This window comes from Streptomyces sp. NPDC008092, from assembly GCF_042957285.1.
In the GTDB taxonomy this organism is placed as follows: domain Bacteria; phylum Actinomycetota; class Actinomycetes; order Streptomycetales; family Streptomycetaceae; genus Streptomyces.
Map to the genome: position 1 here is coordinate 187,819 of NZ_JBIBHY010000012.1, position 25,344 is coordinate 213,162.

Annotated in this window: 15 protein-coding genes; 9 read left to right on the forward strand and 6 right to left on the reverse strand. The window is 71.7% G+C overall.

Features of this window, described 5'->3' with window-relative positions; genetic code table 11:
• Positions 1-288: 288 nt before the first annotated feature.
• The 6 genes from ACFZB3_RS34620 to ACFZB3_RS34645 all read left to right on the forward strand — a co-directional run bounded on the left by ACFZB3_RS34620 (position 289) and on the right by ACFZB3_RS34645 (position 14,886).
• On the forward strand, positions 289-1,260 hold the full coding sequence (locus ACFZB3_RS34620; RefSeq protein ID WP_391382546.1) for an EamA family transporter: 972 nt from the start codon (positions 289-291) through the stop codon (positions 1,258-1,260).
• A gap of 293 nt (positions 1,261-1,553) precedes the next feature.
• Positions 1,554-2,417 (forward strand): BTAD domain-containing putative transcriptional regulator, encoded by an 864-nt coding sequence (locus ACFZB3_RS34625; protein WP_391382548.1) that lies wholly within the window; start codon positions 1,554-1,556, stop codon positions 2,415-2,417.
• A gap of 233 nt (positions 2,418-2,650) precedes the next feature.
• Entirely contained in the window at positions 2,651-12,217 is a 9,567-nt protein-coding gene (locus ACFZB3_RS34630) for a LamG-like jellyroll fold domain-containing protein (protein ID WP_391382550.1), read from the forward strand.
• Between the two features lie 23 nt (positions 12,218-12,240).
• On the forward strand, positions 12,241-13,308 hold the full coding sequence (locus tag ACFZB3_RS34635) for a hypothetical protein (protein WP_391382552.1): 1,068 nt from the start codon (positions 12,241-12,243) through the stop codon (positions 13,306-13,308).
• Between the two features lie 10 nt (positions 13,309-13,318).
• Entirely contained in the window at positions 13,319-14,386 is a 1,068-nt protein-coding gene (locus tag ACFZB3_RS34640; protein ID WP_391382554.1) for a hypothetical protein, read from the forward strand.
• Positions 14,368-14,886 carry a hypothetical protein gene (locus tag ACFZB3_RS34645; protein WP_391382556.1) on the forward strand — a complete coding sequence of 173 codons (519 nt, stop codon included), beginning with the start codon at positions 14,368-14,370 and terminating at the stop codon, positions 14,884-14,886. The genes ACFZB3_RS34640 and ACFZB3_RS34645 overlap by 19 nt, the downstream gene beginning before the upstream one ends.
• A 13-nt stretch (positions 14,887-14,899) precedes the next feature.
• Here ACFZB3_RS34645 and ACFZB3_RS34650 read toward each other — a convergent pair whose 3' ends face one another.
• Both ACFZB3_RS34650 and ACFZB3_RS34655 read right to left on the reverse strand, forming a co-directional pair.
• Positions 14,900-16,822: a cellulase family glycosylhydrolase gene (locus tag ACFZB3_RS34650; RefSeq protein WP_391382558.1), complete on the reverse strand. Its 1,923-nt coding sequence runs from the start codon at positions 16,820-16,822 to the stop codon at positions 14,900-14,902.
• Between the two features lie 73 nt (positions 16,823-16,895).
• The gene (locus ACFZB3_RS34655) at positions 16,896-17,600 is read right to left on the reverse strand and encodes an alpha/beta fold hydrolase (protein ID WP_391382560.1); all 705 of its coding nucleotides are present in this window, start codon (positions 17,598-17,600) and stop codon (positions 16,896-16,898) included.
• Between the two features lie 158 nt (positions 17,601-17,758).
• Between ACFZB3_RS34655 and ACFZB3_RS34660 the strand changes: the two genes are divergently transcribed.
• Complete coding sequence (locus ACFZB3_RS34660; RefSeq protein WP_391382563.1) at positions 17,759-18,448, forward strand: DUF6215 domain-containing protein; 690 nt, start codon at positions 17,759-17,761, stop codon at positions 18,446-18,448.
• 90 nt (positions 18,449-18,538) lie between these two features.
• Here the strand turns inward: ACFZB3_RS34660 and ACFZB3_RS34665 are convergent, their stop codons facing one another.
• Positions 18,539-19,159: a hypothetical protein gene (locus ACFZB3_RS34665; protein ID WP_391382565.1), complete on the reverse strand. Its 621-nt coding sequence runs from the start codon at positions 19,157-19,159 to the stop codon at positions 18,539-18,541.
• A 508-nt stretch (positions 19,160-19,667) separates the two neighbouring features.
• Between ACFZB3_RS34665 and ACFZB3_RS34670 the strand changes: the two genes are divergently transcribed.
• Complete coding sequence (locus ACFZB3_RS34670) at positions 19,668-20,297, forward strand: TetR family transcriptional regulator C-terminal domain-containing protein (RefSeq protein WP_391382567.1); 630 nt, start codon at positions 19,668-19,670, stop codon at positions 20,295-20,297.
• A 170-nt stretch (positions 20,298-20,467) separates the two neighbouring features.
• Positions 20,468-20,932: a hotdog fold thioesterase gene (locus tag ACFZB3_RS34675; protein WP_391382569.1), complete on the forward strand. Its 465-nt coding sequence runs from the start codon at positions 20,468-20,470 to the stop codon at positions 20,930-20,932.
• Between the two features lie 75 nt (positions 20,933-21,007).
• On the opposite strand, the gene ACFZB3_RS34680 is transcribed toward ACFZB3_RS34675, so the two are convergent.
• The 3 genes from ACFZB3_RS34680 to ACFZB3_RS34690 form a co-directional block, all read right to left on the reverse strand.
• Complete coding sequence (locus tag ACFZB3_RS34680) at positions 21,008-23,038, reverse strand: NAD(+) synthase (protein WP_391382899.1); 2,031 nt, start codon at positions 23,036-23,038, stop codon at positions 21,008-21,010.
• Positions 23,039-23,223: 185 nt separating this feature from the next.
• A complete protein-coding gene (locus ACFZB3_RS34685; protein ID WP_391382571.1) occupies positions 23,224-24,060 on the reverse strand; it encodes a PaaX family transcriptional regulator C-terminal domain-containing protein in 837 nt (278 codons plus the stop codon).
• 143 nt (positions 24,061-24,203) lie between these two features.
• On the reverse strand, positions 24,204-25,196 hold the full coding sequence (locus ACFZB3_RS34690) for a phospholipase D-like domain-containing protein (RefSeq protein ID WP_391382573.1): 993 nt from the start codon (positions 25,194-25,196) through the stop codon (positions 24,204-24,206).
• Positions 25,197-25,344 lie beyond the last annotated feature (148 nt).

Below are 25,344 nucleotides of genomic sequence, written 5' to 3' on the forward strand. Positions count from 1 at the left end.
CCGGACGAGCCCAGGGGCGGCGAGGGCCGTCGCGCCGACTGCGGACCACCCGGTCCGCCCGCCGGCCGGAGGCCGTGTCCGCCAGGTCCCGTCGGCCGCCCCTGTACGATCGCCCCGTGAACACCTACTGGCACGTCGTTCTGCCGCCGCTCTGCGCCTGACGGGCGCACCCGCCGACGGATCGAACCCACGCTCCCGGCCCTGCCTCCGAGGCGGCCCGGAGCCTGTGCCGTGCGCCCGTATCGAAACCAGTCCGCAGACGGTATTCGACGACGGAAGTTCACGACTGTGCCGAACGACTCCTCATCCCGCTCATCCCGCTCGTCCCGCGCGCTGGACGGTGCTGCCGCCGCGCGCCCGCGTCCCCGCCGTACCGGCCCGTTCGCCGGACCGCTCCCGATCCTCACGGCCGCCGTGCTGTGGGGCACCACCGGGACCGCCGCCTCCCTCGCCCCCGCCGGAGTACCGGCCGCCGGCGTCGGCGCCGCCGGCCTGGCCCTCGGCGGCCTGCTCCTCTTCCTGACCGCACCCGGCGGCCGCGCCCTGCCCGGTGCCTGCGGTGGCGGCGAACGCAGGCTGCTCGCTCTGGGCGCCCTCGCGGTGGCCGGTTACCCGCTCACCTTCTACCCCGCCGTGGCACGCACCGGCGTGGCCGTGGCCACCGTGATCGCGCTCGGCGGCGCCCCCGTTCTCGCCGGCCTCCTGGCCTGGTTCGTCCGCGGGTCGCGGCCCACCGTCCGCTGGGCCGCCGCGACTTCGGCGGCCGTCCTCGGCTGCGCGGTGCTGGTCCTCGGCCCGGGACTCACCGGCGACGGTGCTCCCGTCGACGCCCTCGGCGTCCTGCTGGCGGGGCTCGCCGGCCTGTCGTACGCGGTGTACGCCCTGGTCGGCGGAGAGCTCATCGCCCGCGGGTATGCCTCCGGCGCCGTGATGGGCGTGATGTTCGCGGGAGCGGCACTGCTCGTGCTGCCGGTGGTGCTGTGGGGTGGCGGTGGCGGGCTGCTGACGGAGCGGGGAGCGATCGTCGTCCTGTACCTGGGGGCGGTCACCACCTTCCTCTGCTACCGCCTGTTCGGGCACGGACTCCGCCACACCACCCCGCAGACCGCGACGGCCCTGACGCTGGCCGAGCCGGCCGTGGCCGCGGTCCTGGGAGTCACGGTCCTGGGCGAGCGCCTGCCGGGCGTCTCCTGGTGCGGACTGGCGGTCCTGGCGCTCGGCATCGTGCTCCTCGCCGTCCCCGGCCGACAGGAGACCTGACCCGAGCGACGGCCAAGTAACCGACCAGATGGTCTCTTTTAAGGGTCACCCGAGGGTGAGATTCCGTCTGGTTCCGCCGCCGATTCGAGCGATCGGGTCTACCGCGAGCCATCCCTCCGGGCATCGAAAGGGCTGCACCACCTGCTCTTTCGGTGCCCGGAGGGGGTGGGGGGCACTCCCGTCGCCGTTCTCCGGCGGTCCACCGGAAGCGATCCGGTCAACTGCCTGTTGACAGACCGTTCATGCTGTTTTCTACTGGCGGAGTGTCAGTTGAGAAGGTCAGGGAGACGCGTGTGGACATCAGGCTGCTGGGCGCACTGGACGTGAGGGAGAACGGGGCCTCCATCGCCCCCACCGCACCGAAGCCCCGCCAGCTGCTGGCCCTGCTGGCACTGCGCGCCGACCGGGTGGTGTCCGTCCCGACCCTGATCGAGGAGCTCTGGGCGGGCACTCCGCCCCGCAGTGCCCGCACCACCCTGCAGACCTATGTGCTCCAGCTCAGGGACCTCATCGCGGCGGCGCTGCGCCGCGGCGAGGATCCCCCGGACGTGGCCGCCCGGTCCGCGAAGGACGTGCTGACGACCCTGCCGGGCGGCTATCTGCTCGCCGCCGGAGAAGGCTTCAGCGACGTCCGGCAGTTCGAGCGGCTGGGCGAGCAGGGCTGTCGCGCCATGGACGACGGGAACTTCGCCGGCGCCGCCGGCATCCTGCGCCGGGCGCTCGACCTGTGGAGCGGCCCGCCCTTCGCCGACGTACCCACCGGGACCCATCTGGGCGTGGAGGCGCGGCGGCTGGAGGAGAGCCGGCTGTGCGCACTGGACCTGCGGATCGAGGCCGACCTCCGGCTCGGCCGGCACCGCGAACTGCTCGCCGAACTCACCGTCCTGACCAGCCGCTACCGCTCCCACGAGAACCTGCACGCCCGGTTCATGCTCGCCCTCCACCGCTCCGGCCGGCGCGGTGAGGCGCTCCTCGTCTACCAGCAGCTGCGCACTCTCCTCGTCAGGGACCTGGGGCTGGAGCCGTCGGCACGCCTGCGCCGCCTTCAGCAGTCCATCCTCGCGGCCACCGCGGAGCAGCCCGGCACCCCGACGCACCATGACGACCTGACCGCACCGGCACCGGCACCGGGCGGGGGACTGGCTCACGTGCTGTGAACCTCCACATACCCCGTCATCCGGTGGTCACCAGGTGATCCAGAGGTGAACGAGCGGTTGCGAGGCTGTGGGTTGTTCCCCGTCCGGGCAAAGGGTTCCTTCCGGAGTTCACAAGAGATCTTGTTCATCCGTTCACAGTGCACTTACAACTTGCTGCCACAGCCTGCATGAACACGGCGACGCCCTGACGCATCGGCTGCTTCTGTCCGATAGCTGTGCGTGGGGGAAAGTCGGTGGGTGGCGTGCGTCCGCTGGTGCGGTGGCGTGTGTGGGGTGTGGTTCTGGCGCTGGTGGTGTCCTTCTGGGCCCAGGAAGGCGGCGCCGCCTACGCGGCCGCCCGGCCCTCCGGCTCCCTCGGCGCCGATCTCGGGCACCTGTGGAAGTGGCTGGCCGGCAAGGACGGCTCGGGGCCGGGATCCAGCACCGGCTCGGCCGCCGACGTCAACGCGGCCAAGGACGTCAAGGGCCATCCGGCCGGACGCGCGCCCGGCAGGGGCAGGGGACAGCTCGCGGCCTGGAAGGCGCCGCACACCACCGCGGTGAAGGCCCGCTCCGGTGCCGCGGCCACCGGGTTCGACCCGAAGACCAGCAAGCGCGTCGCGGCCAGGTCCGGCGCCCAGTTCGACTACTACCAGAACACCGACGGCTCCTTCACCCGCAAGGTCTCCCAGTCCCGGATCAACTTCAAGGACTCCGACGGCACCTGGAAGCCGATCGACACCAAGGTCGTGCGCGGTGACGACGGCCGCTGGCACGAGACGGCCAACTCCCTCGGGGTGTCCTTCGCGCCTGCCGCCGCAGCTGGCGAATCGGTTCAGCGGTCGGCGCTGCGGGGCGGCGGCGGTTCCGTCGTCCCCGCAGCGCTCACCTGGAAGACGGCCGCCTCCGACACCGCGACCGCCTCCGACGACCCCACCGCCTCGCCCAGCCCGACCGTCAGCTCCGGCACCTCCGCCCAGGGCGACCTGGCCACCCTGACCCTCTCCGACAGCGAGTCCGTCTCCTGGTCGCTGGCCGGTGCCAATGCCGTGTCCGGCACAGCTTCCGGCTCCTCCGTGGAGTACGACGGCGTCCTGACCGACACGAATCTGGTGCTCGCGCCGACCGCGGACGGCGTCAAGGAGTCCCTGGTGCTGACCTCGGCGAACGCGCCGACCAGCTGGGTCTTCCCGATGTCCCTCAAGGGCCTGACCCTGACCACCGCCGCCGACGGCACGGTGGAGCTGGTGGACGGCAACGGTACGGTCGCCGCGTCGCTGCCCCAGCCGTTCGCCCGGGACTCCTACGTCGACCCGGCCACCGGCGAGTCCCACGACAACTGGGGCATGACCTACAGCGTCACCGACGTCGACGGCACCCCGGCCGTGAAGATGTCCCTCGACCCGTCCTGGCTGTCCGGCTCCGACATCGCCTTCCCGGTGACCGTCGACCCGACGATGACGGTGTCGACCGCGGGGCAGACCCTCACGACCTACGTCTACTACCCGAACACCGCCGACTACTCGTCGGACACCACCCTGCGCGTCGGCACCCCCGACGGCGGCGCCTACATCGGCCAGGCGTTCATGAAGTTCCTGGGGCTGCCGGACACCGACGGCTACCACATCAGCGCCGCCGCCCTGCACCTGTTCGACGTGTGGGCGTACACGTGCAGTTCTGCCACCTCGTACAACGTGATGCCGATCACCGAGCAGTGGTGGGTGACCGGCCAGAAGTCCTGGTCGGACCGGCCGGCGACGGCCGCATCCATCGGCACCTGGTCGGGCACGGTCTCCGACACGGTGTGCGGGAACACCTCCGTCTCCACCGGCACCGGCCAGTGGCAGACCACCGACCTGGACACGGACTACTTCCAGGAGGTCGCCCTCGGCGAGACCAGCAACTACGGCCTGTCCGTGTTCTCCTCGGGGACCAGCTCCTACCAGTGGAAGAAGTTCGACTCCTCCCAGGTCGACTCGCACGCGCCGTACATCACGCTGACCTACAGCAAGAACTCCGCGCCGGACATCGAACGCACCAACCCCGCGGCCAACTTCGTCTCGCCGTCACTGCGTCCGCAACTCCAGGTCAAGGCCGTCGACCCGGACACCTTCCCCAACTCCTCCCTCAAGTACGACTTCGCCGTCTACACCTCGGCGGGCAAGCAGATCGACACCTCCGGCTGGCAGACCTCCACCAAGTGGACCGTCCCCTCCGGCGACCTGGACTGGTCGACGTCGTACTACTGGACGGTCTCCGCCGACGACGGCTGGTCCACGACCACGAGCAGCAGCAGAGGCCTGTCCACCCTGGTCGCCCAACCGCTCGTCGCCGCACGTCTCGCGCAGAACGGCGGACACGGGTACGACGAGGAGGCCGGCAACTACACCACCGCCGCCACCGACGCCTCCGTCACCACCGTCGGCCCGGCGCTGGAGGTGACCCGCTCCTACAACTCCCTGGACACCAGCACTGCCGGGGCGTTCGGTGCGGGCTGGTCTGCGCTCGCCGACATGCGCGCGGTGATGGACGACGACGGTTCCAAGAGCGTGGTGGTCACCGACGACGGCGGCAAACAGCAGCGCTGGGGCTACTCGTCCTCCGGTTACACGCCGCCCACCGGCAGCTTCGGCACCTTCAAGGCCCTCTCGGCGGGGTACTCGCTGACCGAGACCTCGGGCACGACGTACACCTTCGACACCCCGGGCGGCACCAATATCTGGCTGCTGTCGCAGATCAAGACCCACGCCGGGCTGACCGAGTCGCTCACCTACGACACCTCGTACCGGCTGAGCACCATCAAGAACAACGTCTCGGGCCGCACCCTGTACTTCACCTGGTCCAAGCCGTCCGGCGCCGCCCACTACCACGTGCACACGGTCACCACCGATGCCGCCACCAGCGGTGACACGAGCACCGCCGCGCTGTGGAGCTACGGCTACACCGGCGACCAGCTCACCTCCGTGTGCCCGCCCGCCACCTCGGCGCCGTCGACCGCGTCGACCTCGTGCTACGCGTACACCTACATCGCGGGCTCCAACTACCCCTCCGCGGCGCTGGACGCGAACCCGAGCGGCTCCTGGCGCCTGGACGAGCCGTCGGGCAGCACCACGGCGGCCTCCTCGGTCCTGGCCAACGAGCAGACGGACGCGGGCAGTTACCAGGGTGCCACCCTGGGCAGCAGCGCCGGCCCGCTCACCGGGTCCGCCGCCACCGCCGCGACCCTCGCGGGTGCCGGCTACGTCAAGGTCCCGGCGGGACTGCTGCACGCCAGCACCACCCGCGCGGTGTCGCTGTGGTTCAAGACGTCGAAGAAGGGCGTCCTGATCGGCGACCAGTCCAAGTCGGTCACCGGTGCGACGGCGGCCTCCGGCACCTGGACACCCGTGCTCTACGTGGGCTCGGACGGCAAGCTGCGCGGCCACTGGTGGAGTGTGAGCGGCTCCGGCAGCAGCGACTTCGGCTCCACCGGCACCGTCACGGACAACACCTGGCACCACGCCGTGCTCAGCTCCGACGGCTCCACCCAGACCTTGTACCTGGACGGCACCAAGCAGGACACCTTCTCCGGCACCCCCGACGACCAGTCCGACGTCGACACCTACATCGGTGCCGGGTTCGCGGACTCCTGGATCGACTCCCCGGGCGCCGTCAGCTACTTCACCGGCTCCCTCTCGGACGTCTCCTTCTACAGCCACCCCCTCACCGCCTCCCAGGTCGGCGACCTGTACGCGGCCGGCACCACCAGCGCGGCCCTGCTGACCAAGGAGGTGAGCCCCGCCGGGCGCACCACCGCGGCCGTCTCCTACGACACGGTTGCCGACCGCCTGACCCAGGTCACCGACGAGCACGGCGGCACCTGGAAGCTCGGCGCCCCCACCGTGGCCGGTTCCAGCGCGGTCTTCCGCGGCTCGGTCCTGGGCGCCGACCCGGCCGGCTACTGGCAGCTCGGCGACGACAGCGACGACGGTTCGGCGGCCTACGCGGACGACGAGGTCGACGGCGGCGACGGCACCTTCAACAACGTCACCCTCGGGGTGAGCGGCCCGTTCAGCGCCAAGGACAGCACCGCGAACACCGCCGCCTCCTTCGACGGCACCGACTCCTACGTCTCCGTCCCAGCCGGCCTGCTGCACACCGACACCAAGCGCAGCGTCGGCATCTGGTTCAAGACCTCCACCGCCGGCGTCCTCATCGGCGACCAGTCGACCGCCATCGACGGGGCCACCGCGGCCTCCGGCACCTGGACCCCGGTGCTGTACGTGGGCTCCGACGGCAAGCTGCACGGCCACTGGTGGAGCGTGAGCGGCTCCGGCAGCGCCGACTTCGGCTCCACCGGCACGGTCACCGACAACGCCTGGCACTACGCGGTGCTGAGCTGCGACGTCGACAGCCAGGCGCTGTTCCTGGACGGCACCAAGCAGGACACCTTCTCCGGCACCCCGGCCGACCAGTCCAACACCCTCACCTACATCGGCGCCGGCTTCGCCAAGAGCTGGCTCGACTCGCCCGGTGACGTCAGCTACTTCAAGGGCTCCATCGCCGAGGTCGCCTTCTACGGCCACAACCTGACCTCCGCCCAGGTCGCCACCCAGTGGAACGCCTACAAGCAGGCCGGCGGCACCGTCGCCACCGCCTCGGTGGACGTCACCGACCCCGGCAACAACACCCTCAGCAGCACCTACGACCTGTCCGACGGCGGCCGGATCCTCACCGACACCGACGGGACGGGCGCCACGACGTCCTACGGCTACGACACCTCCGGCTTCGTGTACACCACGACCGACGGCAACGGCGACGTGACCACCACCGGCCACAACTCCCGCGGTGACGTGGTCTCCCGGACCACCTGCCAGGACCAGTCGGCCGCCAAGTGCTCGACGTCGTACTACACCTACTACCTCAACACCTCCTCCGACACGGACCCCCGCAACGACCAGCTGCTGACCTCCTCCGACGGCCGCTCGGCCGGCTCGACGGACACCACCTACCAGACCGTCGACACCTACGACACCAACGGCAACCTGCTCACCAGCACGACCCCGCCGGTCACCGGCCACAGCGCGGGCCTGGCCACCAAGAAGACCTACACCAGCGCCACCACGGCCGGTTACGTCTCCGGGACCGTCGCCCCGGCCGGTCTGCTCGCCTCGACCACGACCCCCGGCGGCGCGGCCACCTCGTACGTCTACTACGCCAACGGCGACCTCGCCCAGCAGACCTCACCACTCGGCCTGGTCACCCGGTACACGTACGACGCCGTCGGCCGGGTCCTGACCAGGACCGAGATCTCCGACACCTACCCGGCCGGCCTCGTCACCCACTACACCTACGACCCGCTCGGCCGCGTCCTCACCGAACTCGACCCCGCCACCCCCGACGCCGTCAACCAGGCGGTCGTGCACACGGCCCTGACCACCCGCACCTACGACGCCGACGGCAACGTCCTCGGCAGCACCGTCTCCGACACCACCGGGGGCGACACCGCCCGCACCACCGGAACGGTCTACAACGACTTCGGCGAGCCGCAGACGGTCACCGACCCGGAGCAGCACAGCACCGCCTACGAGTACGACGCCTACGGCAACAGGAAGACCGAGACCGACCCCGGCGGCCAGGCCTACGCCTTCACCTACGACGCCAACGGCAACCTGCTCAGCAAGACCCTCACCGACTACACGGGCTCCTCGGCCACCCCCGCCACGGCCGCCGCCGAACTCCTGGAACAGCGGACCTTCGACCCGGCCGGCCGCCTGCACACCCTCACCGACGGCATCGGCGTCACCACGACCTACGCGTACTACGACAACGGCCTCACGAAGCAGGTCACCCGCACCGGCTCCGCCGGCACCTCCTCCGTCGACGAGCAGGACTCCTACGACGACGCGGGCAACCTCACCGGAAAGACCACCGCCAACGGCACGCTGACCACGACGTACACGGTCGACGCGGCCGACCGCACCACCGCGACCGCCGTCGACCCGGGTGTCCTGGACCGCGCCACCGCGTACACCTTCGACGCGGACTCCCACGTCCTGACCTCGACCGAGACCGACGCGGCCGGCGACCCCGCGCAGAAGTGGACGTACACCTACGACGCGGCGGGCGACACGCTCTCCTCCGCGCAGTACGTCTCCGGCTCCCTCACCCTCACCACCGGCGCCAGCTACGACGAGCGCGGCCTGAAGGTCACCTCCACCGACGCCGAGCAGCAGGTCACCCACTACACCAACGACCAGGCCGGCCGGCTGACCACCACCACCGGCCCGGCGGTCACCGTCACCACCCCGGGCACCGGAGCCACGGACACCGAGTACCCGATCACCCTCGACGGATACGACACCTTCGGCGACCGCACCGAGTCCGAGGACGCCGACCACCACATCACCGCCACCGCCTACGACCGGGACGGCCGCAGGACCGGCACCACCCTCCCGTCGTACAACGGCACCTCCGCCACCACCGCCTGGACCTACGACGCCGCCGGCGACACCCTCAGCGAGACCGACGCCAAGGGCGAGACCGACTACACCTACGACCAGCTCGGCGACCTGGTCCAGCAGACCGACCCGGCCATCTCCGTCGACGGCACGGACACCCGCGGCACCTTCACCTACTCCTACGACCTGGCCGGCGACCGGCTGACCGAGACCTCGCCCTACGGCTCGGTCACCCACCACGGCTACGACGACCTCGGCCGGGCGAGCAGCGACTGGGCGTACGTCTACACGTCGACCACCGCCCAGACGAAGCAGGAGACCGACACCGCCTACAACACCGCCGGCCAGGTCTCGCAGACGGCGTCGGTCAGCGGGGTCACCGCGAAGTACACGTACGACGCGCTGGGCCGCACCCACACCGCCGCCGACACGACCGGCGACACCACGACGTACACCTACGACCTGCGCGACGACGTCATCAGGACCGTGCTGCCGGACCGGACCGCCACGACGGCGACCTACGACGCGGCCGGCCGCGAGACGGCCACCGCGAACCTGGACACCGACGGCACGGTGCTGTCGTCCACGTCGGCGGCCTACACCGACGACGGCCGGCTGAAGACGGCCACGGACGCCCGCCACCACACCACCAGCTACCAGTACGACGCCGCCGGCGACGTGACCCAGCAGACCGAACCCGTCAGCGACAACGCGTCCATCACCACCGAGTACGGCTACGACCCGACCGGCCGGCAGACCGCCTACACCGACGGCAACGGCGACACCACGTACTACACGTACAACTCGCTGGGCCTGCCCGCCACCAAGGAGGTCCCGGCGGTCACCGGCTACACCGGCGACGCCGACCGCACCACCGGCTACACCTACGACGAACGCGGCCGCCTGGTCACCCAGACCGACCCGGGAGGCGTCACCCTCACCAACACCTACGACGCCCTCGACGACCTCACCGGCCAGAGCGCGACCGGCGCCGACGCGACCACCGCGACCCGCAGCTTCAGCTACTCCCTCAACGGCCACCTGGTGGCCGGCGCGGTCGACGGCACCTGGGAGTCCTACGACACCAACGCCCTCGGCGACGTCCTCGCCACCTCCGGGCAGGCCGGCGACTCGTCCTTCACCTACAACGCCGACGAATCCCCGCTGACCCGCACCGACGCCGCCGGCACCAGCACCTACACCTACGACACCGACGGCCGCCTGAACACCGACACGGACGCGGCGACCGGCACCACCCTCACCTACCAGTACAACGCCCTCTCCCAGCCCAGGACGATCACCTACGGCAGCTCGGGCGACGTACGCAGCCTCGGCTACGACGCGCAGCACCGCGAGAAGACCGACACCCTCGCCACCCCCTCCGGCACCACGATCGCGTCGATCGCCTACGCCTGGGACGACAACGGCAACCTCACCGGCAAGACCACGACGGGTGTGCGCGGCGCCGCCACCAACACCTACGTCTACGACTACGCCGACCGCCTCACCTCCTGGACCTCCGGCTCCACCACCACGGGCTACACCTACGACGGCGACGGCAACCGGCTCACGGCGGGTTCGACCACCTACACCTACAACGCCCGCGACCAGCTGACCTCGGACGGCACCCACACCTACAGCTACACCGCGCGCGGCACCCTGGCCGCCAAGGACGCCACGGCCTACACCTTCGACGCCTACGGCCAGCAGATCACCGCCGGCTCCACGTCCTACACGTACGACGCCCTCGGCCGGGCCGTCACCGCGGGCTCCGCGACCCTCACCTACTCCGGCACCGACAACCTGGTGGCCTCCGACGGCACCACCACCTACAGCCGCGACGCCTCCGGCGCCCTGACCGGGGAATCGTCCCCGGCGACCGGCGCCACCCTCGCCCTGAACGACCTGCACGGCGACCTGATCGGCCAGTTCACCGGCACCGGCACCACCCTCACCGGCTCCGCCGGCTACGACCCCTGGGGCACCGTCACCTCCGGCAACCTCACCGGCGACCTCGGCTACCAGGGCGAGTTCACCGACCCCACCACCGGCGCGGTCGACATGCACGCCCGCTGGTACACGCCCGGCACGGGTGCCTTCGACTCCGCCGACACCGTCGACAACCCGGCGGTGGGCGACAGCACGAACGCCAACCCGTACACCTACGGCGGCGACGCCCCGCTCACCAACACCGACCCCAGCGGTCACTGCCTTGAGGACCTGTGCATCGGCGAGGGCATCGCCCTCTACGAAGGCGCCGAGCTGCTCGGCGAGGGCATCGAGGAAGGCTACGAGGCGTACGAGGGCTGGGAGGCGGGCGAGGCCGCGGACGAGGCCGCCGAGGCGTCCGAGAGCGACTACTCCTACGAGGACGACGACGAGGACATCGCCAACGCCAAGCGCGAGGAGGCCCGTGCGGAGGAGGAGCGCTACGAGGAGGAGGACGAGGAGGGCGGTTCGCGCTCCTCGCGCGGTGGCCGGTCCTCGTACCGCTCGTCGTACCGTTCCTCCTACCGCTACTCCTACCGGGGCCCCACCGCCGCGGAACGCGCCGCCGAGGCAGCCCGCGCGGCCCGCATCGCCGCCGCCCGCCGGGCCGCGATCCGCGCGGCGATCCGCGCCCACGCGGTGAAGCTGACGCACTCGATCGGCACGGCGACGCTGAGCGTGACGCACAGCGCGCATCTGAAGCATGTGGACCCGCTGACGAAGCTGAAGATCTCCGCCTCCCTGGCGCTCATCAGGCTCGGCTCGTCGGACAGCTTCTACTTCTCCGGGGGCACGTCGGACGAGGAGTCGGACGGGTGTGGCGGTGCCGGCTGGGTGAAGTACGGCGACCGTGACAAGGCCAACGGCAAGCGGGCCACCGGCGTGGACGCGTGCCTCACCGCGACCAGCCTGGACGGGGGCACCGAGGCCAAATCCAGAGGGCTCCCCGGATACCAGTGGGCGAAGCAGTACGCCACGGAACTCGGTGTCGACGACACCAGGTACTCGGTGAACGCATGCCACCTCCTGGCAGCCCTGCTCGGTGGCAAGGGGCGGCTCGACAACGAGGCGACCTGCGGCCGGTCCACGAACGCCAACTCCATGGACGCCACGGACCCCGGCCGCACCGGGAGCATGTACAAGTTCGAGAGCGAGACGGAGCAGCGGGTGCGGAGCGGTGACGACGTCCACTACCACGTGCAGCCGGTCTACGACGGGAACCGTACGGTGCCGTACGCCTTCGTCATGGTCGCCGCGGGTGCCGCGGGGGATCTCCGCACCGATGTCGTCCCCAACGTCATCTACAGTCAGGCCCGGCACGCCTGGGTGAACATCGGCCTCACGTCCTGCTCCACCTGCACGCATCCCGTGCCGACACCCGGAGTCCGGTGATGACGCCGGGAAAGGAAGACGACATGCATCCCTCCGTTCGGCGGCTCACGCAGATCCTGACGCCCCCCACGACGGGCGTCGATTCCCTGGCCTGGGGCAGCATCGAGGCCGCATGGGGAACGGCGTTCCCGAGCGACTACCGCGATTTCATGGGGGTCTACGGGCCGGGGGGCATCGACGACGTCATGTCCATTGCCGCCCCCGAGAACCGGACGGAGGAACCGGCTGTGCTCACCGTGCGCAGGACGACTCCCTCGGTCGCCCGCACGTGCCGCACCTTTTTCGGGGAGCGGCACTTTCCCGCCTGGCCGGCTCCCGGGGCCCTGCTGGGGTGGGGCGTCACCCCGGTCGGCTTCGACCTGTTCTGGCGCACGACCGGATCCGACCCGGACGAGTGGCCCGTGGTCGTCGCCGCCAACCGGGACGACAGGGCGTACGAATTCCCCTGTGGAATGGCGGAGTTCCTCGTCCGGATGCTGGGGGATCCACTGGAACGGCCCATGGGGCTGCGGGGCATCCTCGGCCGTCCGCATTCACGTTTCGTGCGGGCTCAGGAGGAGCACGCCCTGCTGAGCAGCGGGCAGTACCCCTGGGATTACGTGGACGAATTCTGGGAGGAGCGCGAGCGCGAACGCGACGAGCGGGGCCCGGTCACCTGGATCGCCGGGCCGGGCCGGCCGCCGGGTGACTTCCCCCCGGTTCCCCGGGTAACGCTTGAAGGGTTCGGAGCGGACGGCGACGTGCTGCGGGTCGCGGCGACGCTGGACGTGGAACCCAGCGGCCACGTCCTGGCCCGGGTGTCCATCCAGTCCCCCGACGGCGAGGTCGTGGAGCAAAGGGCCGTGGAAGCGGCCGTCGAGCGGGTGAACGGCCTGCTGGTGCTCGACATCCGGCTGCCGGAGGCGATGAACAGGAGCGGCACGACATGGCGGGAGATGGTGGACGCCATGAGCCGGGAGGAGGACTGGAACCTGGACGTATGGCTTCAGGACCCGGCGTTCGGCGCGGCCCGCGCCCGGCACGGCATCGTCGTCGGGCCCGGCATGCGGGAGAGCGCGGTCGACAAGGCCGTGGCGATGTGGCCCGAGTAGGAGGACCCTCATGCACCTCATGGTGAGCCGCCTGACCGAGTTGCTCCCGCCGCCCCGTACCGGAGTGGAACCCCAGCCCTGGGAGGAGGTCCGGGCCGCGTACGGCACGGCGATGCCGTGCGACTTCCAGGACTTCGTCGACACCTACGGCTACGGTTCGCTGGACGACGTCCTCAGCCTGTTCCCCCCTGGGAAGTGGGGCCAGGAGATCCCCGATCCCGCCATGAGGGCGTTGCCGTCCGTGGCCGAGGGTGTGCTCAGGACCTTCCAGGGCACGGTCCGGGTTCCGCCACGGCCGGCCGAGGGGGCGCTGCTCAGCTGGGGCACCACCCCGGTCGGCTACGACCTCTGCTGGCGCCGGAGGGGCGGCGACCCCGACCTCCGGCCCGTGGTGGTCGTCGGCCATCGCTCCGGGACCGCGGTCGAACTGCCCTGCACCATGGCGGAGTTCGTCGTCCGCACGCTCGGCGACCCCGCCGGCCGTCCGGCCGACATCACCGGGACCGCCGGGCACCCGCACTCCCGGTACCTGAATGCCCGGGACGAGGCCGCGCTGGACGACGCCGGGGAGAACCCCTGGGAGTACCTCGACGACTTCTGGGACGCACGGGAGGAGGAGAGGGCGTCCGGTCCGACCGTCACCTGGGTGGAGGGGCCGGGGCGGCATCGGGCCGACAACCCTCCCGTACCCCGACTCGCCGTCCAGGAGTTCGGGCCGGACGGTGAGGCACTGCGCGTGTCGGCGACCCTGGACCTGGCGCCGGACGACCCGGTCACCGCCACCGTCCGGATCGGCGGGCCGACCGGTGACGTGCTCCGCCTGCCCGGCGTACCGGTTGCCGTGTCCGGCGGTACCGGAGACCACGTGACGCCGGACGTCCGGCTGCCCCAGACGATGAACGACACGGGTATGACGTGGCACGAGCTCATGGGTGCCATGGCCCACGAGTCGGAATGGCGGTTGTCGGTCTCGGTGGAGGATCCGGCCGTCGGCGCGGTACGCGCCCGGCACGGCATCGTCACGGGGGCGGGCATGCAGGAGAGCGAGGTGAACCGGGCATGGGGCGAATGGCCGTGAGCCCGAGCAGGAGAAGGGGCGTCCTGGCCGCCGCGGGAACGGCGACGGCCGGACTGGCGCTGGCCGCGTGGTCGCTGCTGGCCGGCAGCGGCGCCGCGCCGTCCGCCCCGGCCCCCGTCTCGCACGTCGACACCGCCACCCGCGCCTGTCTGCTGACCGCCACGGACGCGGGCACGGACACGACGGGCACCTGGGCGGCGCTCGGACAGGTGGCCCGAGCCGACAGCGGGCACCTGATCGTGCAGAGCTATCGGATGCCGACCGGGGTGAAGCCCGCGGCCTACGTCAACTCCCTGATCCGGATGGGCTGTTCCACCGTCGTCACCACGGACGACAGGGCCCGCTCGGCGGTCGCCGCCCGCCTGGCGGAGCGGCCCGTGCCGAAGGTCCGGTTCGTAGTGGTCGGCGGCCGCCCGCTGACCGGCGCCACCCACCTGAGCCCGGACGCGGTGAGCGTCCGGGCCCTGGCCAGGGTGGTGACCGGCGCGGCGGCCCGATGACCGGCGGATCCGCTCAGGACGGCAGCGGGACGCACAGCACGGCGGCCGGCCCCTGTGCACTGCCCACCCGGGTGGTGAAGGCGACGCCCGCGATGTACTCGCCGGCGGCACACTGGCCCTTGTAGGCGCCGTACGCGAAGTCGTCGCCCGCCCCGTCGGCGGGGCGGTTGTCGGACCGGTCGAACCACACCGTCCGGCCGCTCGTGCCCAGCGCGGCGCGCGCGGGTGCGCACAGCACCGCCGACACCCGCTCCCCCCGACGGCTGTAGCCGATGGCGAACTGGCCCGCCGGGCACTGGTACTTGGTGTACCCGGAGGCCCAGTCGCCGCCCGCCGGCACGTACCGCTCGTCCGTGACCACCGTCTGCGCGCTGCCCGTGGCACGCAGGTCGCCGGCGGTCGCGTCGGTGCACAGGCCGCGTCCGCCGGAGTGCGCGAGACCGATCAGCCGCAGCCCGTCCGGGCAGACCGCCTTGTAGGCGCCCGAGTCCCAGTCGCCGCCCGCCCGTACGCGCAGCGACTCGACCTGGTCGCCGTGGTCCGTGGACAGCATGCGCCAGGTCGTCCCCGGCGCGACGTACCCGGTGCGGCTCGCGGAGTTCATGAGGTGGTCCCAGGCGGTGGCCCGCCAGTCACCTCCGTCGAGGATGCCGGACCGGTGCCCGGAGGCGTCGTAGTCGAGCAGCGACCAGTCGTCGTGTCCCGCCCAGCCGACCAGCGGCCAGTAGGCGAAGTCGGCGTCGTGGTCGGCGAAGTAGTCGGTGACGTTGCCGAACCAGGTGCGGGCGGCCGTGCCCGTCTCGTTCGCGCCGATGCCGAACTCGCTGACCCAGACCGGTGCCGTGTAGTGCTTGCCCTCGGCGGTGACGAAGAACGCCTCGTCGGCAAGGGCCTGGTACAGCTCGTCGCGAGTCAGGTCCTGGTAGCGGGGGTCGCTGGTCTCGCCGATGCCGGTGGCGCCGCTGTGGTGCGGGCCCGTGTAGCCGTAGAAGTGGGCCGAGTAGACCAGCTTGTGGGCGTCCACCAGGGTGTTGGAGAGGGTGCGGACGGGGGTGAGCACGGGGCGGCCGTGCGGGAACCCGTCGACCGGCAGGCCGGTCCAGTTGATGCCCTCGATGACGATGAGGAGGTTCGGGTTCGCCTCGGTGAGGATGCGGTCGCCGGCCAGCTGGGCCGCCGCGTACCAGTCGTGGTCGTCGCCCAGGCCCCAGTTGGGGTCGTCGAGCACGTTGCGGCGCACCTCGTTGTAGAGGTCGGCGCCCACGACACGGGAGTTCGCGGCGTAGCGGCGGGCCATGAAGACCCAGTCGTCGGCCCACTGCTGGGTCGACTGGCCGGTGTTCCAGCGTTCGTTGCCGTCGACGCCGCAGCACCAACGGGAGGTGTTGGTGTGGTTGTTGAGGATGACGGCGAAGCCGGCGCCGGTGAGGGCGGTCACGACGGCGTCGTAGACCTCCAGCGGGGTCCGGCCGCGCAGTTGCGGGTTGGCGGTGACCGCGGCGTCCGGCACCGGGGTCGTCGTGTGGATCATCTCGTTCGAGAACGGCAGCCGGATGCTGTTGATGCCGAGCGCCTGGAAGTCCGAGAGGAGCTGGGAGAGGGGGGCGCGGTCCAGGCCGAGGGGGATGCCGTAGGAGTCCTGGCCGGCGTGGTGGTTGGCGGGATCGTCGATGCTGCCGCTGCCGGTCCAGGAGCCCTGTGCGCCGTCCCAGTTCGCGGCCCTGAGGCGGAAGCGGTTGCCGTTCGCGTCGACGATGTAGCGGCCCCGGGTGGACAGCGGGGGCTGCCAGGTTCCGGTGGCCGACGCGGCCGGCGCCGTCGTGGCGGACCGCGTGGACTGCGGGCCGGCGGTGGCCGGGGCGGTGCCGAACAGGGTGAGAACCAGGAACGTGACTGTCAGGTACGTGACAATCCGGAACGATCGTGCGATCGGCATCGGCAGTCCTCTGGGTGGATGTCCCGTGCGGGTGGATGGCCCATGGGGGCGAGGCACCCTACCAGGGCGGGGATCAACGCAGAAGCGGCCCTTGCGACGCGCAGGCCTCGGCCGTCCAGCCCTCGAGGTCGCGTTCGGGGCGCAGCAGGCGCCTGATGGCGGCCGCGGAGGCCCGGTGCCAGTCGCGGCTGCGGCGGAGCATCGCGTGGTCGCCGCCTCTCAGCAGCACCATCCCTGCCTGTGCACCGGCGCCGCGGGCCTGCCGTACGTAGGCGGCCGAGTCGGCGGGAGCCGTGGTCCGGTCGCGGTCCCCGTGCAGGACGACGATCCTCGTCCCGGCGAGATCGTCCACGGGGTCGCCGGGCGGGCACCAGGGGGCCAGCGCGAGCACACCGCGCACCGAGGGATCGGCCGCCGCGCGCAGCGCCGCCCGGCCGCCCATCGAGTGGCCGACCAGCACCACGGACGCGTCGCCGGCCAGGCCGCGCAGCTCGTCGAGGGCGCGCAGGGTGTCCTGGAGCGGGTCGGCGGAGTCGTTCCAGCCCTGGTAGCGGTAGCGCACCTGGCCGATCAGCACGTCGCGGGGCGAGGAGACCGAGGCGGCGGCGCTGAGGAACGGGCGCATCCGCAGCGCGGCCGGCTGCCAGGGGTGCGCCGGGCGGCGCCCGTTCTCCTGTCCGCCGTGCAGGACGAGCACCGCGGCGCGGGTCCGCTCCCGCGGTCTGCGACGCACCACCAGCGCGCTCCCGCCCGCCTCGACGACCCGTCCGTCGGCCACCCCGTCCCCCTGCTTCCTCCGGCCCGCAGCGTGCTCCCGCCATCAAACACTCCCGGAGCAACCCCCTGCCACCGAGGGGCGTGTGCGGCGCGTGCCTTCGACGTGAACATCAGTTAGGCTCCAGCGCGCACAGGGGACGCACAGCGGGGGTGGGGGACATGACCGAGGGCTTCGCCGAGCCCGAAAAGGACGGCAGACCGGCGCTTCAGGCGATCGCGGCGGTGGCCTTGTTCGCAGTCGTGGTGGGCGTTCTGTGGGCGCAGAAGGAGTTCGTCCCGCAGAAGGACGCGGCGACCGAACCGGCGGCCTGCTCGAAACCGGACGACCACCTGCCGGCCCGCTATGTCTCCGGTGCCCGGCTGTGCAAGGCGCTCAACCGCCCGGACCTGCCGGTCCTGCTGGGGACCTCGCAGGAGCACGCCGAGACCGCCGACGGCAACGGGGAGTGGGTCACGCTCGCCGGGGGCACGAAGATCGCCGAACCCGAGGCGACGGTGACCCTGGAGACGTACTCCGTGAAGCTGACGGCGTCGTACGACCACATGACCGTCGGCACGGCGGGCGCCCTGATGGGCGGCGCCCGCAGGACGACCGTCCTCGGGCACCCCGCCGTCCTCTACTCCAGCCCGACCATCTCCATCGGCTTCGACCTGGGCGGCGGCAAGGCGAGCACGGGTCCCGGCGGTACCGCGCGCTGCCTCCTGGTCTCCAAGCACGGCAAGGACGACGGCAAGGGCACCTTCGAGGTCGCGCTCTGGCGGCAGGACGACGTGTTGCCGGACGACACGGCCCTGGTGCGGGTCGCGGAGCAGGTACTGCCGACCGTCCCCGGCTGGGACGGGCGCTGACGGCCCCGGGAAGGGGCGGGCGCGCCGCCGGGCCGCCCGGAGATCCGGGCGGCCCGGCCTCGGTGAGCCTGCCGACGCTGAGTCAGGTCCTCACGGGGTGACGGTCGTCGTGGCGGCGAGGCTGCCCGCCGAGGGGAGTGCGGGCAGCGACGGCAGTGCGGGCAGCGCGCCGAGGAGACCGGCGACCACCGCGAGGATGGGGGCCAGCAGCCCGGTGACGGCGCTCAGCACCCCGCCGAGGTCGAGCGAGGTCAGCGCGCCGAGCAGGCTGTCGACGGCGGCCTGGATCGCGTTCACCAGGTCCGAGACGGGGTCGGCCGCCCGGGGCGCGGCCCGGTGCGCGCGGTCGGCGGCGCCGGCGTCCAGGTGCCGCAGCCGCTCCTGGACCGTCCTGCTCCACTCCCGCAGCGCCTTCGCGTAGGCGGCGGCCTGCGCCGGGTCGACGCGGGTGCCCTGCGGCGCGGCGAGGCGGGGCAGTGTGTCCAGCAGGGGTGTCAGGGCCGGGTCGTACCGTGTCGGGTCGAGCGCGTCGATCCGGTCGAGGAGCGTGGCGAGGTCGGTGCCGGGCCGCAGGGCCGTCTGCGCGACACCGGGTCCCGTCGCTTCTCGGCCGGCGTCGGCGGCGGCAGCGGAGGCGGCCGCCGGGCCGAGGACCAGGGCGGCGCAGACCAGGGGGGAGACGAGGAGGCCGCGGGAGGCAAGGGCGCGCATGGGTTTCCTTTCGAGAACTGCTGTCTTTCGCCCACCGTGGAAAGCGGGGTGCGGGCCCGCAACCGGTTACCCGTCGTGGCGCGCCTCGATCGTGTTACGGCGAATGCTCTGACCAGGGGGTTTGCGCCGGTGTCGGGCTCCGTCCGGGTGTCGGTCGGATGTTCGCCCGTCAGAGTGCGCCAGGCCGCCGGCGCGGACCGCACATGCGAAGAGCCCCGCCCCTGACGGATCAGGGGCGGGGCTCTTCGGACGGAGCGCCGGGCAGGCCTTGCACCTGCATCTCCCCGCAGGAAGCGGGACGTCTTTCCTTGGACCACCAACGCATCGCGCGTCACCCGGAGTTGGGCGCCTCGCTCAAGATCGAGCCTACCCCGACCGGGGCGCTGGCCACAAACCGGGCCGGGTACTCCTCGGCCCCCCTTGTATGTTCTATGGTGCACACCATAAATTACTCGCGCGTAGTGATGTGGTGTGTCCGCACGGGAACGCCGGAAGGGGTCGTGGTCGCATGAGTCCGCGCAGGAGCGACAGCCGGGAACTGATGCTGCGCGGCGCCTCCGAACTGCTGCGTGAGTACGGCGCAGGCGCCACCAGCATCGACCGGGTCCTCGCCCGCACCGGCGCCCCCCGGGGCTCCGTCTACCACCACTTCCCGGGCGGCCGTGCCCAGTTGGTCGAGGAGGCGGTGACCCGGTCAGGTGACCACATGGCGAAGCGGATCGACGCGGCCATGGAGGGCGAGGACCCCGTGGCGGCCGTCGACTCCTTCTTCGCCCTGTGGCAGGAGCGGCTGACGGAGAGCGGCTACCGCGTCGGCTGTCCGATCGTGGCCGTGGCCGCGGAGACCAACGACGAGGCACCCCAGCTGGCCCGCGCCGCCGCCGCGGTCTTCGCCCGCTGGCAGCAGGCGCTGGCCGCGCACTTCCGCCGGCACGGCCTTCCGCAGGAGCGCGGCACCCGGCTGGCCGCCTTCGTCGTCGCCGCCCTCGAAGGCGCCGTGATCATGTGCCGTGCCGAACGGACCACCGCACCGCTGGACGCGGCCGCCGCCGAACTGCGCGAACTGCTGACCCACGCCTTCCACGACCGGCGAGGCCCTGCCGACCCCCGGCCTGTCACCACCGGTGACGACAGCTGACGATCTCCGGCGACATCCGGCGAGGTCCGACGACAGCTGACGACTGACGACGTCCGCCGACATCTGAGGACGCCCGCCGACATCTGAGGACGCCCGACGACCACAACGGCCCGTTGCCCGCACGGCGACGGACCGGTCCGCACCACGACCAGCACACCGAGGAGCCACCCGTGTCCACCACCGACCTCGCCGCCCTGTCCGGCCTCGAACTGATGCGCTGGATACAGTCGGCGCGGCCGACCGACACCGTGACCCCTTCCATCGGCCGGCTGCTCGGCATGCGCTTCGACGAGGTGGAGCACGGCCGCATGGTGATCTCCCTCGACACCCGCCCCGACTTCGCCAACCCCCTCGGCATCGTCCACGGCGGCATCGCGGCCACCCTCCTCGACTCCGTGATGGGCTGCGCCGTGCACACCACCCTGCCCGCCGGCGTCGGCTACACCACCCTCGAACTCAAGGTCAACTACATCCGCGCCGCCCACACCGGAGGCCAGACCCTCACGGCCGAGGGGAGCGTCATCCACGTCGGCCGCTCCACCGCCACGGCCGAGGGCAAGGTGCTGGACGAGCAGGGGAAACTGATCGCCCACGCGACCACCACCTGCCTCGTCATGCGACCGGCCGGCGGCTGACGGCGGACGGGGCGCATGCGGAGAGCCCCGCCCCTGACGGATCAGGGGCGGGGCTCTCCGCAAGGAGGGCCGCGGCTACTCCGGGACGCGGGCCAGGTCGTGCAGCCAGGCCTTCGCCGAACTGTCCGACGGAGCACGCCAGTCGCCGCGCGGGGAGAGCGAACCGCCGGCCGAGACCTTCGGTCCGTTCGGCATCGCCGAGCGCTTGAACTGGGCGAAGGCGAAGAAGCGGCGGCAGAAGTAGTCGAGCCAGTGCCGGATCTCCGCCAGGTCGTACGCCTTGCGCTCGCCCTCGGGGAAGCCGGGCGGCCAGGCGCCCGCCTCCCGGTCGTGCCAGGCGTGCCAGGCCAGGAAGGCGATCTTCGACGGCCGGAACCCGTGCCGCAGCACCTGGTAGAGGGTGAAGTCGTGCAGCGCGTACGGGCCGATCTTGGACTCGGTGGACTGCAGTTCCTCACCCGGCACCAGCTCCGGGCTGATCTCCGTGTCCAGGATCGCGGCGAGGGTCCTGCTGGTCTCCGCGTCGAACTGCTCGCTGCTGATGACCCAGCGGATCAGGTGCTGGATCAGCGTCTTGGGCACCCCGGAGTTGACGTTGTAGTGGCTCATCTGGTCGCCGACGCCGTACGTCGACCAGCCCAGCGCCAGCTCCGACAGGTCCCCGGTGCCGAGGACGATGCCACCGCGCTGGTTGGCCAGCCGGAACAGGTAGTCCGTGCGCAGACCGGCCTGCACGTTCTCGAAGGTCACGTCGTAGACCGGCTCGCCGGCGGCGAACGGGTGGCCCATCTCCTCAAGCATCAGCCGCGCGGTCGGCGTGATGTCCAGCTCGGCCGCGGTCACGCCGAGCGAGTTCATCAGGCGGTGGGCGTTGCCCTTGGTGTGCTCGCCGGTCGCGAAGCCCGGCAGGGTGAAGGCGAGGATGTCGCTGCGCGGGCGGCCCGCGCGGTCCATGGCACGGGCGGCGACGATCAGCGCGTGCGTGGAGTCGAGGCCGCCGGACACCCCGATGACCACCTTCGGGCCGCCGATCGCCGCCAGCCGCTGCTGGAGCGCGGCGACCTGGATGTTGTACGCCTCGTAGCAGTCCTGGGCGAGGCGCTGCGGGTCGGCCGGGACGAAGGGGAAGCGCTCGACGCGGCGGCGCAGCCCGAGGTCGGCCGTCGGCGGGTCAAGGCGGAAGGGGAGGGTCCGGAAGTCACCGGTGCGCGCGGCGTGGGTACGGCGGTTGTCGTCGAAGGAACCCATCCGGGCCCGCTCCTGCCGCAGCAGGTCGAGGTCGACGTCGGCCACCGCGTACTGGTCGTCCAGCGGGAACCGGTCCGTCTCGGCCAGCAGCGCACCGTTCTCGTAGATCATCGTCTGGCCGTCCCAGGACAGGTCCGTCGACGACTCGCCGAGCCCGGCCGCCGCGTAGACGTACGCGGCGAGGCAGCGCTGCGAGGCGGAGCGGCACAGCAGCTTGCGGTCCTCCGCGCGGCCGACCGTGATCGGGCTGCCCGACAGGTTGAGCAGCACGGTCGCGCCGGCCAGCGCCGCCTCCGCGCTCGGCGGCACCGGCACCCACATGTCCTCGCAGACCTCGGCGTGCAGCACGAGACCGGGGACGTCCTCCGCCTCGAACAGCAGGTCCACCCCGAACGGCACGCTCTCGCCGCCGATCCGGATGGTGCCGCCCCGCTCGTCGTCGCCCGCGGCGATCTGGCGCCGTTCGTAGAACTCGCGGTAGTTCGGCGGGTACGACTTGGGCGCGACCCCGAGGATCCGGCCGCGGTGCACGAACACCGCGCAGTTGTAGACCCTGTTGCGGTGCCGCAGCGGGGCGCCGACCACGAGGACCGGAAGCAGCCCGGCCGAGCCGGCCCGCACCGCCTCGACGGCCTCCTCGACCCGGTCGAGCACCGCGTCCTGGAGCAGCAGGTCCTCGATCGAGTAACCGGTCAGCCCGAGCTCCGGGAAGACCGCCACCGCGACGCCCTCCTCGGCGCAGCGGCCGGCCTGCCGCAGCACCGCCTCGGCGTTGGCGCGCGGGTCGGCGATGACGGTGTGGCCCGTGCAGGACGCGACGCGCGCGAAGCCGTGCTCATAGATCGACCAGAAGTTCAACGGGGCTTCCTCGGGAGAGACGGACACGGTGCGGATGCTGCCGGACAGGGAGCGTCGCCGTACCCGGGCACCCGCTCCTTCGAGGGTCTGGCGAACCTCCTGCCCCGAGCAGCATAGATCGCCGGGTGATCCGGGCCGGCGAGGGAATCCGCGCAGACGGCGCGCATGTCACCGCACACGGCGGGTCACAGGGGCGTGGTCTCCAGCAGGGCCGCGGCCATCCGGCGGGCCGGGGCCTCGGTCTCGGCCGCGACGCGGTGGAACGCCGTCTCCGCCTCGTGGGCCGGCCAGTCGGCGGGCAGGTGCCGGACGGGCAGCCGGGGATCGGTGCGGATGATGTCCAGCCACTCGCTGACCAGCCGCAGCCGGGTGACCACCGCGTCGTCGCCGGGCCCGGCGCGCCAGGCCGCCCAGCGGGTGCGGAAGTCCTCGTACCGGGCCGCGATCGACGCCAGGTCCCAGGTGTCGCGGATCATGAGGTCGATGTCCGTCGCCTCGTCGGCCAGCGCGTGGAAGATCTTCACATGGGCGGAGAGCCCGAGTTCGGCGACGACGGCGGAGACGTCCACCCGGCCGGGCGCGATCCACAGGCCGCTGTAGAGCGGGCCGAAACCCGACCAGCCGAGCTGGGAGCGCAGGTCGTGCCGCTGGCGCTGCCAGGACTCCGGCAGCGAGAAGCCGAACAGGGTCCAGGAGCCGTCCCAGTCGTCGTTGACGGCGCCGGTCTCCCAGATGCGGCGCCGGCCGTCCGCCAGGATCTGCAGGGCGAGGGGCGTCAGGCCGAAGTACATCTTGCGGCCCTGCCGTTGGCGTTGCAGCAGGTTCCGGTTGACCATGCGGGTCAGCGTGGACCGTACCGCCTGCTCGCCGACGCCCGCCCGGCCCAGCACGGTGATGATGCTCCCCGAGTACACGGCCAGCGGGCCCTGCTCCAGTACGTGGTTGCCGAAGAAGGCGAGCAGCAGCGACTGCGGCCGGGGCTGCGGGGCGTCCAGGGGTTCGGGGGCGATCTCGGCGTTCACGAGCGCAAGATTACGGCCACGTGGCGGACGCACCGGGCGCGGGTGGTGCACCGGGCGGCGGCCGGCCGGTGCCCGGCTCCGTGCCGCACCACCGGCGGCGCATGCCCCGGCCGCGCCGAGGCGCGGCCGGGGCGGCCGGATCGCTATGCGGCGGTGCCGCCCGAGTAGTCGCTGTTGAACGTGGTCTCGACGGTCGTGGCCACCGACTGCGCCACCCCGGTGCCCGTGAGGATGATGCCCAGCTCACGGTTGTTGGACAGGGAGTTGCTGCTGATGTTCATGGAGCCGGCCTCCACCTCCTGGGTGGACAGGCCGTAGTCCGCGACCATGGCCTTGGCGTGGATGTAGAAGCCGTTCGGGTCGGAGTAGCCGACGACCGTACCGCCCGCGGCCTTGATCGAGGAGACCTCGCTGGAGTAGTCGCCGGGGGTCTCCAGGACGACCCGCACCTTCACGCCCGCCTTGGCCCTGGCGACGATGGCGTTGACCACCGTGCTGTCGCTGAACTCCAGTTCCTCGACGTCGAGCGTCTTGGTCGCGGCGTTGATCACGGTCAGCAGGCGGCTGCGCGAGTCGGTGGGGGACCAGAGCAGGTGGTCGCCGTCGGTGGGGGTGATCGAGGTGCCGGCGTAGTCGGCGTTGAAGACCTTCTCGATCGCCGCGACGTCCCGGGTGTCGTCGGTGAAGACGCCGTAGTCCCGGCCGGTCGAGTAGTACTGGGAGGTCAGGTTGCCGGTCAGGACGAGCGACTTGGCGGCGTCGACCGTGATGGTCTTCTGGTGCGTGTAGACGAAGCTCGTCGACGACCATGCCACGCCCACGCCCGCGTTCGTGAGGGAGGTGTAGGCGGAGTTGTTGGCGCTCTTGTGCGCCTGGTCCAGGACGACCCGCACGGTGACGCCCTTGTTCTCCAGGGCGATGAGGTCGTTGACGGCCGTGGTGTCCTCCAGCTCGTACATCGTCATGTCGAGCGAGCTGGTGGCCGAGTTGATGAAGTCGTAGATCGTGGGCTCGCTGCTGCTGAGCGAGAAGGCGAACGCGGAGTAGCTCGCGGCGTTCGCGGGGACCGCGGTGGCGACCACGGCCGCACTGGCCGCCAGGGCGACACCTGCGCGAACGAGAAGCTTCGACAGCATGTGCGTGACTCCTAGTCGAATAGACGCTCACGTGGGGGGTGGGTGAGCGTGGGCATGACACCACGCGCGTAGACTGCCGAGGAAGGGGAGCCGGGTGAACTCACCGTTACCTGTGCGGCGCGAGGGCGGACATAGCGGACTCGGCGCA

Excerpts from the sequence above, each read along its gene's own strand:
- ACFZB3_RS34665 (WP_391382565.1), bottom strand. The coding sequence starts at position 19,159 with ATGCGCGCCCTTGCCTCCCGCGGCCTCCTCGTCTCCCCCCTGGTCTGC.
- ACFZB3_RS34650 (WP_391382558.1), bottom strand. The coding sequence starts at position 16,822 with ATGCCGATCGCACGATCGTTCCGGATTGTCACGTACCTGACAGTCACG.
- ACFZB3_RS34635 (WP_391382552.1), top strand. The coding sequence starts at position 12,241 with ATGCATCCCTCCGTTCGGCGGCTCACGCAGATCCTGACGCCCCCCACG.
- ACFZB3_RS34640 (WP_391382554.1), top strand. The coding sequence starts at position 13,319 with ATGCACCTCATGGTGAGCCGCCTGACCGAGTTGCTCCCGCCGCCCCGT.
- ACFZB3_RS34660 (WP_391382563.1), top strand. The coding sequence starts at position 17,759 with ATGACCGAGGGCTTCGCCGAGCCCGAAAAGGACGGCAGACCGGCGCTT.
- ACFZB3_RS34645 (WP_391382556.1), top strand. The coding sequence starts at position 14,368 with ATGGGGCGAATGGCCGTGAGCCCGAGCAGGAGAAGGGGCGTCCTGGCC.
- ACFZB3_RS34690 (WP_391382573.1), bottom strand. The coding sequence starts at position 25,196 with ATGCTGTCGAAGCTTCTCGTTCGCGCAGGTGTCGCCCTGGCGGCCAGT.
- ACFZB3_RS34670 (WP_391382567.1), top strand. The coding sequence starts at position 19,668 with ATGAGTCCGCGCAGGAGCGACAGCCGGGAACTGATGCTGCGCGGCGCC.